Consider the following 14,831-nt stretch of genomic DNA (forward strand, 5'->3'; position numbering starts at 1 on the left):
GTGAAGCAGTCATTTGTAGAGGCAGTACACGCATCAAGGAACTGTCCCACATGAGCAAGCTCTTCACCCCGGTCCGCGTCGGACGCTACGAACTCTCCAACCGCCTCGTCATGGCCCCGATGACACGTTCGCGTGCGAACGACGACGACGGCGTGCCTTATGACAGCGTCACGACATATTACGACCAGAGGGCGGGCGCCGGACTGATCATCAGTGAAGGCGTTTATCCTTCCGCGCAGGGCAAGGGCTATGTTCACACGCCCGGCATCCGAACCGATGCGCAGGTCGAGGCTTGGAAGCGTGTCACCGATGCGGTGCATTCCCGCGGCTCCCGTATCTTCATGCAGGTCATGCATTGTGGCCGCGTATCGCATCCGTCACTTCAGCCCGGCGGCACGCTTCCCGTCGCTCCGTCTGCGATTCAGCCTCCGGGGCAGACCTGGACGACATCGGGCCAGCAGGATTTCGTTACCCCGCATGAACTGACCGTCGCGGAAATCAAGCAGGTCGTCGAGGACTACCGGCAAGCGAGCCGTCGCGCCATTGAAGCAGGATTCGACGGCGTCGAGCTTCATGGAGCATCAGGCTATCTGCCGGAACAGTTTCTGGCATCGGGCAGCAACAAGCGCGAGGACGAGTACGGTGGCTCAACGGCCAACCGTGCCCGCTTCATCCTCGAGGTACTAGGTGCCATGGTCGAGGAAGTCGGTGGTGACCGCGTGGGCATCAAGATTTCGCCGGAGATGAACTTCAACGGAATCGTCTATGAGAATCCGCAGGCGACATACTGGGAACTGGTCGAGAAGCTGAACGCCTTTGATCTCGCCTACCTTCATGTCGCACTGTTCGGTGCGCCGATCGACTACCACGCTCTCCTGAAGCCACGTTTCAACGGGGCCTATCTGATGGGTGGCGGCCTGGATCAGGCTTCCGCAGAAAGCGCACTCGTCGGCGGACGAGCCGATGCCACAGTCTTCGGTGCTGCGTTCCTCGCGACACCGGACCTGCCGGAAAGATTCCGGCAGGGTGCGCCGTTGAACGAGCCGGACAAGGCCACGTTCTACGGGGGCGGAGACAAAGGCTACACGGACTACCCAACACTCCAGACGATAGAAGTCGCCTGACACGAATGAAGACCCGGCTGAGCTAGATCGGCCGGGTCTTCATCAATCATGCCTGCGTCATTTTTCGGCAGCTTGCGTGTCGAGACTGCGAATGTAGTTCAGCGTGGGTGCGCTGGCGTTGTCTGACCGCCAGAGGAGCTTCATTTCCATGAGTGGCATTGGATCACTGACGTCGAGATAGGCGACACCCTTGAAATTGAGCGATTTGAGAGGCGATGGCACGAACGACACGCCAAGCCCGGACGACACGTAGGTCATCAGGCTCATGATGTGGCTGGTTCTGTAGACGTGCTGAGGAGACATCCCAGGCAGGGATGCCAGCACGCCGCCGATGTTCGATCTGCCATCCGGCTCCGCGTAGACAGCCAGGCTCTCACCCGCAACATCGGCGATCCTCGCCTTCCCCGCCTTTGCCAGAGGATGCGTGTCGGCGACGGCCAGATACCACGGCCATGACCCGACCGACTTCGATGTAACGCCGCTGGCAACCAACCCTGCGGTGGCGGCATATCCGACGTCGATCTCGTTTCGAAGAAGGGCTTCGGATACCTCGCTGCTGGGCATCTCCTTCAGCGTGACGTTCACTCGGGGCCATTGAGACCGGAACCGCCTGATCGACTCCGAAATCAGGCCTGCGATCGCTGCATTGGCTCCGTAGCCGAGACGGAGAGTCCCAGTTGCTCCACGCGCGAAGTCCCTTACCGTTTCGATCGCCGTCCCGACCTGTGCCAGGGCGGCATAGCTTTCCCGGAGAAATTCGCGGCCGGCCTCGGTCAGTTCCACGCGACGTTTGGTCCGCTCGAGCAACTCGACGCCGAACATGCCTTCCAGGGACTTGATCTGTGCGGTCAGCGCAGGCTGGACGATGTTCAGTCTCGCGGCGGCCCGTCCGAAATGGAGTTCTTCAGCGACGGCGATGAAGTAGCGGAAGTGCCGCAGCTCGATACCGGGCTGTCTCTGAATTGACAGATCCATATTCAATCACTCCAGATGATTACTGGCAATAAAGAAGCTATTGGAAATGATATATAGAAACGTGCTTTCTGTCTTTAGAAAAGGATAGAACCATGCTCCAGCAGCCACCCGCCAAAACCCCAGAACTTGTAGCCGTCCAGCCCCAGGAGGCGGCGGCATCGAAACCAGTCCGCGACTACACAAAGCTCCTCGTTCCTCTGGCGGTGGTGGCGGCGGTTTGCGTCCTGGTGGGGGTGAGTTCCCAGCGATGGGACAGGTGGATGGCCGGAGCCGATGTCCAGACAACGGACAACGCCTACATCCGCTCCGAATTCAGCCGCCTGGGAGCCCGCGTTTCGGGAAACATAAGCGCCGTCAACATCGGTGATTTCGACAAGGTGAAGGCCGGCGATGTCCTCGTCGAGATCGACGGGTCGGATTATCTTGCCAGGCAGGCTCAGGCCAAGGCGGCCCTGGATGCCGCCATCGCGCAGCTACACAATCTCGACAACCAGAAGATCCTTCAGCGGGCGGCCATTCGTCAGGCCGAGGCGCAGGCCGCCGTGGCGAATTCGAACGCCGAACTGGCGAAATCGGAAGCGGACCGTCAGACGACCCTGGCTGAAAAGGGCGTGGGAACCCAGCAGAGGAACGAGCAGGCGCTTGCGCAGGTGAAGTCGACTGCGGCAACCGCGCTGGCTGTGGAGGCCTCGGTTGCTTCGGCGAAGGCACAGCTCGAATACATCGACGGACAGACGGAGCAGCTTGCGGCAAACGTCGCGGCTGCGCGTGCTGCCCTCAAGGCGGCTGATCTGTCTGTCTCGTACACGAGGATCGTCGCTCCCTTTGACGGCGTGGTCAGCGAGCGCCAGGTGCATGTGGGCGACTATGTAACAGTTGGAACCAACACGATCTCCATCGTCCCGCTCCCGGATGTCTACATGATAGCGAATTTCAAGGAGACACAGCTTGCCAGGATGAAGGAAGGCCAAGCTGTCGATGTTTCGGTCGATGCTGTTCCGGGGGTGACGTTCAAAGGACATGTCAGCCGTCTTTCACCTGCATCGGGTTCGCAGTTCGCCTTGCTGCCGGCTGACAACGCCACGGGCAACTTCACAAAGGTCGTCCAGCGCGTTCCTGTCAGAATCGACTTCGAAGCCTCGCCGTCTCTGGAGCGCCTGCGCTCGGGAATGTCCGCGGAAGTGTCGGTCTCGGTTGCGTCGGAAGGACGCTAGGTTGATGGTCGACAGTCTCAACCTTGCGCTTCCGTCCCAAAGCACGGAACGGGAAACCCATCACCCGATCCTGGCTGTCTGCGCAGTGCTGCTCGGGCCCTTCATGGTCGGATTCCACAGCCGTCTGTTCGGGATCGGACTGGTTGACCTCCGCGGCGCGTTTGGCCTCGGCTTTGACGAGGGGGCGTGGTTGAGCACCCTCGCGACCGCTCCTCAGATCGTGTTCGCCCCGGCCGTCGCATGGTTGGCGGCCGTGTTCGGAATCCGACGCGTCATGGTCTTGCCCGCCCTGATCTACGCAGTCATCTCTTGTCTGATCCCGTTCACCCGTGACTTCACTGTCCTCGCAGGGCTTCATATCGTTCACGGAGCCCTCCTGGGAATCTTCGTTCCGGCAACCCTGATGATCATCTTCCGGAACCTTCCCATCAAATGGTGGATATCCGCGATCGCCATCTATGCCTTCCGTGGCGCGTTCACGGTCAACTCCGGCACGGCTCTGCTCGACTTCTATGTCCAGCACTTCGGTTGGCAGTATCTCTACTGGCAGGACGTCGTGCTCGCGCCGCTGCTCGCCTACCTCGCATTCAAGGGCGCGCCGCGCGAGAATGTGAACATGGATCTCCTCCGTCGCGCAGACTGGGGCGGCATGCTTTTCCTCGGGGTCGGGATGGCGTTGCTGTTCGTCGCAGTCGACCAGGGAAATCGTCTCGATTGGTTCGAAAATGGCCTGATCGTTTCCGCCGGCGCGGGCGGACTGCTGCTGATCGCTGCCTTCTTCGTCAATGAAATGCTTGTCGAACATCCATGGGCAAGCATCGGGGCGATCGGTGCGCGCAATGTCGTGCTGCTGCTGTCGATAGCGCTGCTTTACCTGATGAGCAGCATGTCGAATTCGGCGCTCGTGCCGAATTATCTGACGGCGGTGGCGGGTCTTCGTCCCGAACAGATTGGGGCCACGCTGGTGGCGTGGGTCTGCATTCCCCTGATGCTGATGACCCCGATTGCGGTCTGGGCAATGCACAGGACCGACGGTCGATACCTTCTGTTCATTGGCCTCTGCTGCTTCGCAGGCGCAGCCCTGATCGGCACAGGCTTGTCACCAGACTGGAATGGCGACAGCTTTCGGACGATGACTGTTCTCCAGGGGGCGGGCCACATCCTGACCTTCCTGCCGATCATCATCCTGACGGTGGCCAACGGAGATCCCAAGAAAGCAATCGCCGTCGCCGCCTATATCCAGGTCATCCGGCTTCTCGGCACCCAGACGGCCCAGGCGCTGATGACGACCTATCTCCGGAAGGGCGAACAGCTCCATTCGTATCTGACAGGCATCAATCTGGTACGCGGTTCGGAGGCTTCGGTCGCGGCTATATCTGCGCTCGCCAACAAGATGGCTGGCGCAGGCTCTGCTGTCGCGCAGAGCAGGGCGACGGCGGTGCTGGCGCAGCAGGTGCAGAAGCAGGCAAATGTCCTCTCCTACATCGACGCATTCTGGCTGACCTTCTTCTGCGCAGTCGGGGCACTCATCATCCTTGCATTCGTCACGAAGGCGCCGAAAGGGCCGTTGGCAGGATAAAGCCGACCGCCGGGGGAGGGTTCTTCTAGGCTGCCGAGGGATTGCGCAAGAAGGGCATGAATAGGCGTGTTGTTTCATTTTCGTAACGCAAAGGCCACATTTTTCGAATCTTGCGGTTTGTCAGGTCCAGCATAGATTCATGAGTGAAACAACGGGATGAAATCCATGACCGACCACTCGATAAAGATGATCTCTCCTGATCAGCCACTTCCAGCGGATGACCTGAACCGTAATCTCACCGTCGCCTTGCCGGACGATCCGGCACTAGCGCACATCTCCCAGGCGGGAAACGTCTACACGATCCTCATCTCCGGCGACCAGACCGAGGGGCGCTACTGCCTGATCGACATGCTGGTTCCGGATGGTGGTGGACCGCCGCAGCACCGACACGAATTCGAGGAGATGTTCACCCTGCTTGAGGGGGAACTGGAATTCACGTTCCGTGGTCAGATGCAGACCATCCGCGCTCCCGCGTCCGTGAATGTTCCGGCCAACGCACCGCATCAGTTTGCCAATCGCTCTGGCAAGGTGGCCCACATGCTATGCATGTGTACTCCGGCCGGACAAGAAGAGTTCTTCCTTTCGATCGCGGATCGGATCCCAGACCGCAATTCCCCGGCGCCGAAGCCGGATGCCGCAAGGCAGGTCGAGAAGAAAAGCCTGATGACATCGCTCGCATCGAAGTACCGGACCGAGTTCCTTTAACAAACAGGGAGGCGCGCGATCGGGCCTCCGCATCCTCCACAACAGCATCGGATCCTTGGCACGACCGCACGGTCGTGGGGTTTCGCTTGCGACAAAAGCGGAAAGAGAACTGATATGACGGTAAAGACACCCATTTATGGATTTGGCTCGGTGACAGGCGTACCGAAGCTACCCGAGGGATTTCGCGATGTCTTTCACAGCTATCGGGTTGATGCGAATGGATTAGGATTGCATGCCGTGATCGGGGGAAAGGGGCCGGCGCTCCTTCTTCTTGGCGGCTGGCCGGAGAATTGGTTCGCCTGGCGGTATCTGATGCTCCCCCTCAGCCGTGACTTCACGGTGATCGCCGTCGATCCACGCGGGGTAGGGTTGTCGGAGAAACCGTCCGACGGGTATGACGCGGATACTCTCTCCGCAGACATGTTCGCTCTGATGGATGCCCTCGGCCACGAGAAGTTCTCGATGGTCGGCCACGATATCGGTCTCTGGATCGGATATGTGATGGCGGCCGACCGCCCTGATCGCATCGAGCGCACCGCTCTCGGCGAGGCCATCGTTCCAGGTCTTTCGCAGTCCCCACCGTTGCTCAGCGACGACCGCTGGGTCAGCGACTTCCTGTGGCACTTCAACTTCAACCGAGCGCTAGGCGTCAACGAGCGCCTGGTGGAAGGAAGGGAAGACCTCTACTTTGGATACCAGTTCGACACCAAGGCGGGTTCGGTCGCGAACTTCCCGGCATATGGCAAAGAATTCTACATCGAGACGATGCGTCGGGTTCCGGGAGCCTTGAAGGCGAGCTTCGACTATTACCGGGCGATCGATCAGTCGATCCCGCAATATCGCCGCCGGAAGGAGAACAAAATCACGGTGCCCGTTCTCGCGTTCTCTGGCGCATTGGCCTGTGGTCCGATGGTAGAGAACGAATTGCGGTCAGTCGCGACGAATGTCGAATCCGTCATCATTCCTGATTGCGGCCATTATCCAGCCGAGGAGCAACCGGCAGCACTGTTGGAGGCGTTGCGAGGATTTTTCTTGTCGTACGAGTGATGTTTGAGAAGGCAAGGTCAGTTGGTCTGCGTTCTAAAAAAGCCGTTTGAAGTTTAACTTGCGAGCCGAAGAAGGACGTGGAAATGCCAGTGAAGCGACACGAAGCGGAAGGGATCGGGTTGGCACATCCGAACTGATGGCTTTCACCGGCGTGCCCGCCCGAAGAGCATTTCTGATGATAGTTCGTCAGTTGATATTTCACATTAGCGCTTGAGTTGCATACCATCCCCGGCTTGCAGCAAGATCGCATTAAGCAGGACCTGGGCTCCCTTGGCACAATCGCTCTTGCTGGCGCTTTCTGCCGGATTGTGGCTAAGCCCATCCTTGCAGGCAATGAATATCATGGCTGTGGGCGCGACCTTGGACACGTTGACTGAATCATGGCCCGCGCCGGATACGATATCGCGGGTACCGGTGTCTGTCTGCCGTGCTCCGGCTCTGATGGCGTCGAGGCAGGAGGGATCGAACCGAACGGCTGGGCTGTTCCAGATGGTCACAAGCTCTGCCCGATCGCCGCAGCGTTTCTTGATGAAATCTACTACCTCGGTTTCAAGGCGATCGAGCTCTTTGTCGTGCTCATGCCGCAAGTCGAGACTGAGCGTCACATTTCCGGGAATGACATTGCGCGACGGTGACGCAATGGCCAATTGCCCCGTCGTAGCCAGCCCGCCAAGCTTGCGGGCTATTTCCTGCGCCGCAAGGAGGATGGTGGCCGCATCGCCAAGCGCATCCTGCCGCATGTCCATTGGCGTCGAACCCGCATGGGCTTCTTGGCCCGTAATACGAAGATCATACCATCGCATCGCCTGCACGCCGGTCACAATGCCGATGTCGATATCTTCCCGCTCCAGAATCGGACCCTGTTCGATATGCAGCTCGAACATGGCTGCAAAGCGAGTTTCGCCGATCGGGGTTTGACCGCGATAGCCAATCGCGTCGATCGCGTCTGCAAAAGAAACGCCGTCGATATCGGTGCGGCTGTCGGCGAAGGCCTGGTCGAAGACGCCGGCATGGACGCCGGAGCCGAGCATGGCGGGCGAAAATCGATTGCCTTCCTCATTGGTCCAGTTCACCAGCATCAGCGGCTGTTCCGTCTCGTGGCCGGCTTCATGCAGCGTTCTGAACACCTCGAGGCCGGCGAGAACGCCGAGGATGCCGTCGAATTTTCCACCGGTCGGCTGGGTGTCGAGATGGCTGCCGATCGCCACCGGCAGGGCATCGGCCTTGCGGCCTGGGCGAAGCGCAAAGATGTTGCCGACGGAGTCGATGGTAACGCTGCAACCGAGCGCCTCGCATTGCGCGCGGAACCAGTCACGTACCTGCTTGTCCTCCTGCGAGAGCGTTAGGCGGCGCACGCCGCCATCCAGGGTCGCGCCGATGGCAGCCGTCTCCATGATGGTCTGCCAAAGGCGGTCACCATTGATCGTCAGATTTTGCATGTCACCATTTCTTTCGTCTTGCGCCCGATTTGCGGGCCATGGTCAGACTGCGGCGGCGATGGCCGCCGCAGTGCTCTTCACAGTCAGAGGGCGATGCCCACCGATTTCACTTCGGTATAGAGAAGGATCGCCTCGTAGCCCTGTTCACGGCCCCAGCCGGACTGATTGAAACCGCCGAAGGGCAGGGCCGGATCGATCACATGGTGGGTGTTGACGCCGATCGTGCCGGCCTTCAGCTTCTTCGCCACCTTGTGGGCGCGGCTGACGTCGCGGGTAAACACGCTGCCGGCTAGGCCATAGATAGAGTTGTTCGCTTGCCTGACGATCGCGTCGATACCGTCGTCGTCGTCGAAGGTGGCGACGACGAGGACCGGTCCGAAGATCTCTTCGTTGACCACCGACATATCCGGTGTGGTTTCGGTCAGAATGGTCGGCTCGAGGAAATAGCCTTCCGTCCCCGTGCGCTTGCCGCCGCAATAGAGCTTTGCGCCGTCGTCGAGGCCTGCCTGCACATAGGCGCTGACCCGTTCGAACTGCTCCTGAGAGACCAACGGCCCGATCTGGGTCTTGGGGTCGAGGCCGACGCCGATTGGCATGGATTCGGCAAAGGCTTTCAAGCCAGTAAGGATGGTCTCGGAAATGTCCTTGTGCACATAGAGGCGCGTACCGGCGGTGCAGGTTTGGCCCATGTTGTAGAAGATGCCATAGGCAATCGCCGGGATCGCGACGTCCGGATCGGCATCGGCAAAGACGATCATCGGCGACTTGCCGCCGAGTTCCAGCGAGACCTTCTTGAGATTGCCCTTGGCTGCATCGAGGATCTTCTTGCCGACCTCGGTGGAACCGGTGAAGGCGACCTTATCGACATCCGGATGGGCGGCAAGCGCAGCACCCGCCGTTTCGCCGTAGCCGGTCACGACATTGAAGACGCCCGCCGGAAAACCTGCTTCCTCGACCAGTTCGGCAAGACGCAGGGCAGTCAGCGGTGTCTGCTCGGCCGGCTTCAGGACGATGGTGCATCCGGCGGCCAGCGCCGGCGCCACTTTCCAGACCGCCATCATGAAGGAGAAGTTCCACGGCACGATCTGGCCGCAGACGCCGACCGGTTCACGCAGCGTATAGGCATGGAAGGGCGCGCCGCCGGAAAGCGGGATGGTCTGGCCGCAGATCTTCGTGCTCCAGCCGGCCATGTAGCGCAGCAGTTCATAGGAAAAGGCGACGTCGCCGTTGCGGGCGTCGGTCACCGGCTTGCCGTTGTCGAGCGCTTCGAGTTCCGCCAGTTCGTCGGCATACTTCTCGACGAGGTCGCCGAGACGCCAGACCAGCTTGCCGCGTTCGCTCGGAGACATGGTCGACCATGGACCATCATCAAAGGCGCGGCGCGCGGCAGCGACGGCGCGGTCGATATCTGCTGCGCTACCGTCTGGCACACGGTCGAAGACCTGACCCGTGGCCGGGTCAATGACCTCGATGGTGTTGCCACCGAGCGCCGCTACCCACTGGCCATCGATGAACAGCTTCTTTTCCTTGGCCACAAATCGAGCCGCATCGGCGCCGAGGCGCTTGAGGGTCACAGGTGCGTTCATGTCGGAACTTTCCTCTCTCTTGCCTGGCCTTCAAGCCTTGGCGGAAATCTCATTGGCGGTGATCAGGATTACGTCGCCGTCCAGGATGGGCTTTGCGATGCCGAAGAAACGCGCGACGACCTCGGAACCGTTGTGCTTGTCCATTGCCTCGCGATCGGTGAAGCGCTCATAGGTGCCAAACAGGCAAGGATCGGCGGCATCCTGCGAAATGTGGAAGCCGATCGTATCAGGCTCGTTGGCACGCACATGTTCGGCAACCTCGAGCAGGGCCTGGGCCATGGTCTGTTCATAACCCTGGCGGACGCGGATAATGGCAGTGATCGTAATCATGGTGACCTCGTTGGATGAGTTCGGAATAGGGTCGGACGGAGGAATGGGATCAGACGGGCAGGAATTCTCCCGTCAGGTCGGCGTCGTGCAGTCGGGCCGGATCGATCTCGCCGGAGAGCTGGCCGCGCTTGATGACAAGCACGCGAGAGGAGAGATCACTGATGAACTGGAGGTTCTGCTCTACCAGCAGGATCGAGAGATTGCGGGCCGTGGCGAGCGCCTTCAGCGTGTCCTTCATCTCCTCGATGATGGACGGCTGGATGCCCTCGGTCGGTTCGTCGAGCAGGATCAGCTTCGGCTCGGCGCAGAGGCAGCGGGCTAGCGCCAGGATCTGCTGTTCGCCACCCGACAGCACACCGCCGGAGCGTGTCAGGACCGGCTTCAGGCGCGGCAGTTCCTCGATCACCTGCTCGATGATTGCCATGGCGTCCTTTTGGCTCTTGTGGGCGGCGCCGACGCGCAGATTGTCGATGACCGACATCGCCGGAAAGATCTGCCGGCCCTGCGGCACGTAGCCGATACCGGCGCGGGCGCGGGCGGCGGCGGAGGCGCGGCCAATGTCCTGGCCATTGAACGTGACGGTCCCCGCGGTTGCCGGAATATGGCCCATCAGCGTGCGTAGCAGCGTCGACTTGCCCATGCCGTTATGGCCGAGAATGCCGACGAATTCCCCTTCGGCAATCGACAGGTCGATGCCGAACAAGATTGGGATTCGGCCATAGCCCGAGCGAAGATCCTTCGTGGCCAGAAGTTCACGCGACATAGCTTTTCCCCAGATAGACATCCCGCACGGTCTGGTCGGCGAGGATCTGTTCGACATGGCCTTCGGTGAGAATTCGGCCCTGGTGGAAAACGGTGACCTGATCGGCGATCATGCGGATGAAGTGCATGTCGTGCTCGACCACCACCACGGTATGCGTCCGGTTCAGGTCCCGGATGATCGAGGCAAGCCGCTCGACCTCCTTGTCGGTCATGCCGGCTGCCGGTTCGTCGAGCAGCACAAGATCCGGATCGCTGGCCACGACCATGGCAAGCTCCACCAACTGACGCTGGCCATGGGCCATGCGGCCAAGCAGGCCGTCGCGCAGCGCCGAAATGCCGACGCGCTCCATGACATCGGCAATTTTTTCCTCACGGTTTGCCCGGTTCTTGACGGTCCTCAGTGCAAGCCAGAGATTCTCATGCGCGGTCAGGCCGTCAAAAAGGCTTGGCACCTGTGTCTTCACCCCCATGCCGGCCCGGGCAATGTCATGCCTTTCCTGGCCGGCGATGTCGTGACCCTTGAACAGGATCTGACCGCGGGTCGGCTTGTTGGTGCCGGTGAGGCAGCGGAAGAAGGTCGTCTTGCCAGCGCCGTTGGGGCCGAGCAGGCAGCGCAGCTCGCCCTTCTTCAGGCGAAAATCAACGCCGTCGAGCGCCTTCACGCCACCGAAATGCATGGCGACATCCTGCGCCTCGAGAAGATAGTCGCTCATTGTGCCGCCTCCTCGGCTGGGAAGGTTGCAGGAATGCGATCCGCATCGAAGAGACGCCGGGTAAGGCTCGTCAAAGCCGGCTGGATGCCGCCGGGCACGAAGACGACAAAGATGATCAGCACCACGCCCAGCACGATATTGGGATCGATCAGCCCGAGCTTGCCAAGCGCCACGGTGGCGGTCTGCAGGGCAATACAGGCGGCGACCGGGCCGAACAGTGTGCCGAGCCCACCGACGACGACCCAGATCAGGACCTGCGCCGCCATGGAGAGGCTAAACATGGTCGGGCTGACGAAGACCGAGTTGGCAAACAGCAGGCCTGCGAGGCCGGCAATGGCCGCAGAGATGACGAAGACGGCGAGCTTGAGGCGACGGGCATTGTAGCCGAGCAGTTCCGCCCGCATCTCGTTTTCCCGGACCGCGATGACGGCGCGGCCGAAGGGCGTGGCGATCAGGCCCTTGCACAGCGCGTAGGTGAAAAACAGGGCGCCGCTGGCGAACATGAACATCTGTGCGGGGGAGAGCGGTATCCTGGTGATGGGCAGCGCCAACAGTGGCGTGTTGGGAATGCCGTTGAAGCCGCCGATCCGGGCAATGCCGATCCGCCAGGCATCGCCGCCGGTGCTGTTGATCAGCTTGAACAGGATGAGGGTGACGGTCAGCGTTATGACGCCGAGATAGACGTCGCTGAGGCGGCCGTAGAACAGGAAATAGCCAAGGCCTGCGGCAAACAGCGCTGGTACCAGAATGGCAAAGACAGCCGCCAGTGTCGTGTCGCCGAAATTAAGGGCGGCGATCGCATAGGCATAGGCGCCAAGGCCGAAGAAGGCCGACTGGCCGAAGCAGAGGATGCCGCCATAGCCCCAGAGCAGTGCGAGGCTGAGGGCAAAGACACCCATCGACATGTAGAGCGTGATATTGATCAGCGTGTAGAGCGGTGCGGTCGCCGGCAGGATGAGGATGGCGGCAATCGTGACGATCGCTGCGAAAGCGACATGCGTGCTGCTGGCGCGGAAAAGGGCCGGAAAGGTCATGGTGCCCCCTTGAAGATGCGTCCGGTGATGCCGGTCGGCAGGATGCGGAGGAAAATGGTGGCGGCGAGAAGCAGCGCGACATCGCCAATCACCGGCGTCGTCAGGCAGGTGGAGACGGTGTTGATGCCGCCGAGCAGCACCGCGCTGAGCGCCGTGCCGGTGATGACGCTTGCGCCCCCGGTGATCACCGTGATGAAGGCCTTGGCGACATAGGCAACGCCCATGGTCGGCAGCACCCCGGAAATCGGGGCAAGCAGGCCGCCGGCAAGGCCGCTGAGGCCCGCACCGACCGCGAAGGTCACGGCATAGACTCGCGATGGTTCGATGCCGAGCGAGGACGCCATTTCACGGTTCTGCATCGTCGCCCTGGCGACAAGGCCAGCGGACGTGAAGCGCAGCAGCACATAGCCGCCGGCAAAGACAAGAACTGCGACAGCGGTCAGCACGAAATCATAGGCGCCGAGGCTATAGTCCCCGATGCGGAAACTGCCGACCGGCGCGGCGATGCCGACCACACGGTTGCCGAAGAATGTTGTCGCAAGGCCGATCAGCAGAAGGCTCAGCCCCCAGCTCGCCAGCATCGTGTCGACCAGACGGCCATATAGCCGTCGCATGATCAGCCGTTCGACCACGACACCCAGGGTCGCCACGCTAAGCGGGGCGACCACCAGCATGGCTATCCAGATATTGATGCCCGACTGGGCGCTGAAGATGGCGGTGAAACCACCGAGCATGATGAACTCGCCATGGGCGAGATTGATCACCCGCATCATGCCGAAGATGACGGCAAGTCCCACGCTGATGAGCGCAAGATTGCCGACCGCTCCAACGATCTGGAGCAGCACAACAAGAAAATAATCCACTGGTTCTATCCCGTCCGAGGTCCCGGATGCGGATGGGCCGCATTCCGGGAGACGCTGGTCCGCCGCTTATTGGATGACGTATTGCTGGTTGTCGTTCGGGTTCTGGATCAGATCACAGACGGCGGCTGTGTCGGCCGGCGGCTGGTTCGCGTAGCTTTCGAGGATCTCGAAGCTGTGGTTCTTGACCCGGCCGATATGCACATCCGTGGCGCAGTGATGCGTCTTCGGGTCGATCGTGTTGGGACCGCCCGGGCCTTTGACGGTCGAGCCGCTTTCGATGGCTTCGATAACGGCCATCCGATCGAGTGTGTTCGCCTTCTTGACGCCGTTTGCCCAGTGGTGGATGGCGTTGTAGGTCGAGGATGCGTGCTCGGTCACGTAAGGCGCATTGTCGCTGAATTTGGCATGATAGCGCTTGACGAAGGCTTCGTTGGTCGGCGACTTGATTTCCTGGAAGTAGCCGAAGGCCGCCATGACGCCATCGGATTCGGCCGGCGTCAGCACGATATGCTCGTTGCCGCCGCCGAACGAGGTTGAAACGATCGGGATCTGGCCTGCCATGCCGGCTGCCGCCCACTGGCGGAAGAAGGACATGTGATTACCGCCGACCAGCAGCGTGTAGATGACATCCGGCTTCTCGCGCTGGATCTTCTGGATTGCGGCGCTGAAATCGGTGACGTCGAGCGGGAAGAATTCGGCCGCGATGACTTCGCCTCCGGCCTGGGTCGTGTAGTCGCGGACCCATTTCGCTGAGATCTGGCCGTAGTTGTAGTCGGCTGCCAGCACATAGACCTTCTTGCCGAAATTCTTGACCGCGAACGGCATCAGCGAACCGATGGTCTGGGACGGCGTCGAACCGGTGGAGAAGGTGTTGCGATCGCAAACGCCGCCTTCATAAAGCGGCGTGTAGAAATAGAGCGTCTGGTAACGGCCGAGGATCGGACGAATGGCTTCGCGAGAGGCGCTGGTGATGCCGCCGAAGACGGCCGATGCCTGAACGCTGGTCGCGGCTTCGGTTGCGAACTGGGTATAGAGTTGGATGTTGGACTGCGGATCGTATTTCTGCACCTTGATCTGGCGACCCAAGAGACCGCCGGCCTCGTTCAGTTCGGAAACGGCAAGGTCAAGGCAGGCGTCGATCGGCTGGCCGTAGATTTCAAGGCCGCCGGACAGGTCATAGATGCTGGCAATGGTAATGTCGTCGGCTGCGAATGCGCGACTGACCCACGGTGTTGTGAGCACGACTGCGGTGCCGCCAAGGAAAAGGCGTCTGTTGATTTTCATGTGTTCACCCTCTTGTTTTTCAGTCTTCTGGACGCACGGATCCGCTGCGGCAGACGACGGCCTGCCGGCCTGGGCTTGAGTGCCCGGGGGAATTTCTGCGAAGTTCATGCGATCGATATGTTTATATATTCAATATTTTCTTTTTCAACTATTTTTGCAGGAGCACTGTAATTTAA

Annotated in this window: 14 protein-coding genes; 5 read left to right on the forward strand and 9 right to left on the reverse strand. The window is 60.5% G+C overall.

Features of this window, described 5'->3' with window-relative positions:
• Positions 1-50 precede the first annotated feature (50 nt).
• Positions 51-1,124, forward strand: coding sequence for an alkene reductase (locus BC363_RS20155; RefSeq protein WP_065783863.1), 1,074 nt, complete (start codon positions 51-53; stop codon positions 1,122-1,124).
• Between the two features lie 57 nt (positions 1,125-1,181).
• Here the strand turns inward: BC363_RS20155 and BC363_RS20160 are convergent, their stop codons facing one another.
• Positions 1,182-2,099 (reverse strand): LysR substrate-binding domain-containing protein, encoded by a 918-nt coding sequence (locus BC363_RS20160; RefSeq protein WP_065783865.1) that lies wholly within the window; start codon positions 2,097-2,099, stop codon positions 1,182-1,184.
• Between the two features lie 92 nt (positions 2,100-2,191).
• Between BC363_RS20160 and BC363_RS20165 the strand changes: the two genes are divergently transcribed.
• The 4 genes from BC363_RS20165 to BC363_RS20180 all read left to right on the forward strand — a co-directional run bounded on the left by BC363_RS20165 (position 2,192) and on the right by BC363_RS20180 (position 6,644).
• On the forward strand, positions 2,192-3,313 hold the full coding sequence (locus tag BC363_RS20165) for an HlyD family secretion protein (protein ID WP_083223520.1): 1,122 nt from the start codon (positions 2,192-2,194) through the stop codon (positions 3,311-3,313).
• Between the two features lie 4 nt (positions 3,314-3,317).
• Positions 3,318-4,892 carry an MFS transporter gene (locus tag BC363_RS20170; protein WP_065783929.1) on the forward strand — a complete coding sequence of 525 codons (1,575 nt, stop codon included), beginning with the start codon at positions 3,318-3,320 and terminating at the stop codon, positions 4,890-4,892.
• A gap of 165 nt (positions 4,893-5,057) precedes the next feature.
• Complete coding sequence (locus BC363_RS20175; protein ID WP_083223524.1) at positions 5,058-5,597, forward strand: cupin domain-containing protein; 540 nt, start codon at positions 5,058-5,060, stop codon at positions 5,595-5,597.
• Positions 5,598-5,711: 114 nt separating this feature from the next.
• Positions 5,712-6,644 carry an alpha/beta hydrolase gene (locus BC363_RS20180; protein ID WP_065783868.1) on the forward strand — a complete coding sequence of 311 codons (933 nt, stop codon included), beginning with the start codon at positions 5,712-5,714 and terminating at the stop codon, positions 6,642-6,644.
• 203 nt (positions 6,645-6,847) lie between these two features.
• Here BC363_RS20180 and BC363_RS20185 read toward each other — a convergent pair whose 3' ends face one another.
• From BC363_RS20185 to BC363_RS20220, 8 genes are all read right to left on the reverse strand, one after another.
• Positions 6,848-8,083, reverse strand: coding sequence for a Zn-dependent hydrolase (locus BC363_RS20185; protein ID WP_065783869.1), 1,236 nt, complete (start codon positions 8,081-8,083; stop codon positions 6,848-6,850).
• Between the two features lie 83 nt (positions 8,084-8,166).
• On the reverse strand, positions 8,167-9,669 hold the full coding sequence (locus BC363_RS20190; protein ID WP_065783873.1) for an aldehyde dehydrogenase family protein: 1,503 nt from the start codon (positions 9,667-9,669) through the stop codon (positions 8,167-8,169).
• A gap of 30 nt (positions 9,670-9,699) precedes the next feature.
• A complete protein-coding gene (locus BC363_RS20195; RefSeq protein ID WP_065783875.1) occupies positions 9,700-9,999 on the reverse strand; it encodes an antibiotic biosynthesis monooxygenase in 300 nt (99 codons plus the stop codon).
• A 49-nt stretch (positions 10,000-10,048) separates the two neighbouring features.
• Positions 10,049-10,762 carry an ABC transporter ATP-binding protein gene (locus tag BC363_RS20200; protein ID WP_065783876.1) on the reverse strand — a complete coding sequence of 238 codons (714 nt, stop codon included), beginning with the start codon at positions 10,760-10,762 and terminating at the stop codon, positions 10,049-10,051.
• The gene (locus BC363_RS20205) at positions 10,752-11,474 is read right to left on the reverse strand and encodes an ATP-binding cassette domain-containing protein (protein WP_065783878.1); all 723 of its coding nucleotides are present in this window, start codon (positions 11,472-11,474) and stop codon (positions 10,752-10,754) included. The genes BC363_RS20200 and BC363_RS20205 overlap by 11 nt, the downstream gene beginning before the upstream one ends.
• On the reverse strand, positions 11,471-12,508 hold the full coding sequence (locus BC363_RS20210; RefSeq protein WP_065783879.1) for an urea ABC transporter: 1,038 nt from the start codon (positions 12,506-12,508) through the stop codon (positions 11,471-11,473). The genes BC363_RS20205 and BC363_RS20210 overlap by 4 nt, the downstream gene beginning before the upstream one ends.
• The gene (locus BC363_RS20215; RefSeq protein WP_065783880.1) at positions 12,505-13,371 is read right to left on the reverse strand and encodes an urea ABC transporter; all 867 of its coding nucleotides are present in this window, start codon (positions 13,369-13,371) and stop codon (positions 12,505-12,507) included. The genes BC363_RS20210 and BC363_RS20215 overlap by 4 nt, the downstream gene beginning before the upstream one ends.
• A gap of 66 nt (positions 13,372-13,437) precedes the next feature.
• A complete protein-coding gene (locus tag BC363_RS20220; protein ID WP_065783881.1) occupies positions 13,438-14,655 on the reverse strand; it encodes an ABC transporter substrate-binding protein in 1,218 nt (405 codons plus the stop codon).
• Positions 14,656-14,831 lie beyond the last annotated feature (176 nt).

This window comes from Ensifer sp. LC384, from assembly GCF_001695865.1.
Classification (GTDB): domain Bacteria; phylum Pseudomonadota; class Alphaproteobacteria; order Rhizobiales; family Rhizobiaceae; genus Ensifer.

Excerpts from the sequence above, each read along its gene's own strand:
- BC363_RS20205 (WP_065783878.1), bottom strand. The coding sequence starts at position 11,474 with ATGAGCGACTATCTTCTCGAGGCGCAGGATGTCGCCATGCATTTCGGT.
- BC363_RS20210 (WP_065783879.1), bottom strand. The coding sequence starts at position 12,508 with ATGACCTTTCCGGCCCTTTTCCGCGCCAGCAGCACGCATGTCGCTTTC.
- BC363_RS20165 (WP_083223520.1), top strand. The coding sequence starts at position 2,192 with ATGCTCCAGCAGCCACCCGCCAAAACCCCAGAACTTGTAGCCGTCCAG.
- BC363_RS20220 (WP_065783881.1), bottom strand. The coding sequence starts at position 14,655 with ATGAAAATCAACAGACGCCTTTTCCTTGGCGGCACCGCAGTCGTGCTC.
- BC363_RS20190 (WP_065783873.1), bottom strand. The coding sequence starts at position 9,669 with ATGAACGCACCTGTGACCCTCAAGCGCCTCGGCGCCGATGCGGCTCGA.
- BC363_RS20200 (WP_065783876.1), bottom strand. The coding sequence starts at position 10,762 with ATGTCGCGTGAACTTCTGGCCACGAAGGATCTTCGCTCGGGCTATGGC.
- BC363_RS20170 (WP_065783929.1), top strand. The coding sequence starts at position 3,318 with ATGGTCGACAGTCTCAACCTTGCGCTTCCGTCCCAAAGCACGGAACGG.
- BC363_RS20160 (WP_065783865.1), bottom strand. The coding sequence starts at position 2,099 with ATGGATCTGTCAATTCAGAGACAGCCCGGTATCGAGCTGCGGCACTTC.
- BC363_RS20185 (WP_065783869.1), bottom strand. The coding sequence starts at position 8,083 with ATGCAAAATCTGACGATCAATGGTGACCGCCTTTGGCAGACCATCATG.
- BC363_RS20180 (WP_065783868.1), top strand. The coding sequence starts at position 5,712 with ATGACGGTAAAGACACCCATTTATGGATTTGGCTCGGTGACAGGCGTA.
- BC363_RS20175 (WP_083223524.1), top strand. The coding sequence starts at position 5,058 with ATGACCGACCACTCGATAAAGATGATCTCTCCTGATCAGCCACTTCCA.
- BC363_RS20155 (WP_065783863.1), top strand. The coding sequence starts at position 51 with ATGAGCAAGCTCTTCACCCCGGTCCGCGTCGGACGCTACGAACTCTCC.
- BC363_RS20195 (WP_065783875.1), bottom strand. The coding sequence starts at position 9,999 with ATGATTACGATCACTGCCATTATCCGCGTCCGCCAGGGTTATGAACAG.